The organism is Mesorhizobium sp. M5C.F.Ca.IN.020.32.2.1 (genome assembly GCF_004023105.1).
In the GTDB taxonomy this organism is placed as follows: domain Bacteria; phylum Pseudomonadota; class Alphaproteobacteria; order Rhizobiales; family Rhizobiaceae; genus Mesorhizobium; species Mesorhizobium wenxiniae.
Window position 1 is genome coordinate 1 of sequence record NZ_RZSX01001296.1, and the last position, 1209, is coordinate 1209.

Sequence of the window (1209 nt, forward strand, 5' to 3'; positions counted from 1 at the left end):
ACCTTGGCCGCCGAAAGATCGATCGGCAGCGTCACATAGTTCTGCCGCAGCGCCGGAATCGCCTGCGTGACGATCGTCGACAGGAGCAGCACAAGGAACAAGCCGGCCAACGCAACAGCTGCGGCGCCAAGCCATTTGAACCACGTTTCCGTGCGGTAGCGGCCCTTCAGCCGCGCCTTCGCGGCATCGTCGGTATGAATGCTGACCGGCCGTCCGACGGCGCCCAATGACGAGATCGCATCAGTCATATTGCTCTCGGTATTTCTGGACGACGCGCAACGCGACGATGTTGAGGGAAAGCGTGATGCAGAACAGCACCAGGCCGAGTGCGAAGGCTGCAAGCGTCTTGGCGCTGTCGAACTCCTGGTCGCCCACCAGCAGCGTCACGATCTGCACGGTCACGGTTGTGACCGCTTCGAGCGGGTTGGCCGTGAGGTTTGCCGCCAGGCCCGCCGCCATGACCACGATCATTGTTTCGCCGATTGCGCGGCTGACGGCAAGCAGCATCGCTGAAACGATGCCCGGAAGGGCAGCAGGAAGGACCACCTTGCGGATGGTTTCCGATTTGGTCGCGCCGAGGCCGGCGGAACCGTCTCTCAGGGATTGCGGAACGGCGTTGATCACATCATCGGAAAGCGAGGAAACGAAGGGAATGATCATGATACCCATGACCACGCCTGCGGCGAGCGCAGATTCGGACGCGACGTTGAGGCCCAGGCTTTCGCCGATACCGCGGAAGTAGGGCGCAACTGTCAGCGCGGCGAAGAAGCCGTAGACGACGGTCGGAATGCCGGCGAGGATTTCCAGTACCGGCTTTGCGACCGCGCGGACGCTTTTGGAGGCGTAATCCGAAAGGTAGATCGCAGCCATCAGCCCGATAGGCGCAGCCACCAGCATGGCGATGAAGGTGATGAGCAGCGTGCCGGCAAAGAGCGGCACCATGCCAAAAATGTCCTGGTTGACCGCCCCGGCTTCCGCTCCGGCGCCGGTGAAGGCGCTCTGCGGCGACCAATGCGTGCCGAACAGGAACTTGTAGAACGGCACCTGTTGGAAGAACCGCAGGGATTCGAAGATGAGCGAGAGAACGATGCCGACCGTCGTCAGGATCGCGACCACCGAACAGGCGATCAAGAATGCGCGAAGAACGCGCTCGACCACGTGGCGCGCCCGGTAGGCCTGTGCGATGCGCGAATAGGCCCAGTAAAATCC

Annotated in this window: 2 protein-coding genes; both read right to left on the minus strand. The window is 62.1% G+C overall.

Translation table 11 applies throughout. From position 1 onward, the window contains the following. Window positions 1-248: DUF3333 domain-containing protein (locus EOA86_RS35385; protein WP_128345709.1), on the minus strand; the 248-nt coding region annotated here is incomplete at its 3' end. Then, window positions 241-1209: phosphate ABC transporter permease subunit PstC (pstC, locus tag EOA86_RS35390; RefSeq protein WP_128345711.1), on the minus strand; the 969-nt coding region annotated here is incomplete at its 5' end. The genes pstC and EOA86_RS35385, both read right to left, overlap by 8 nt.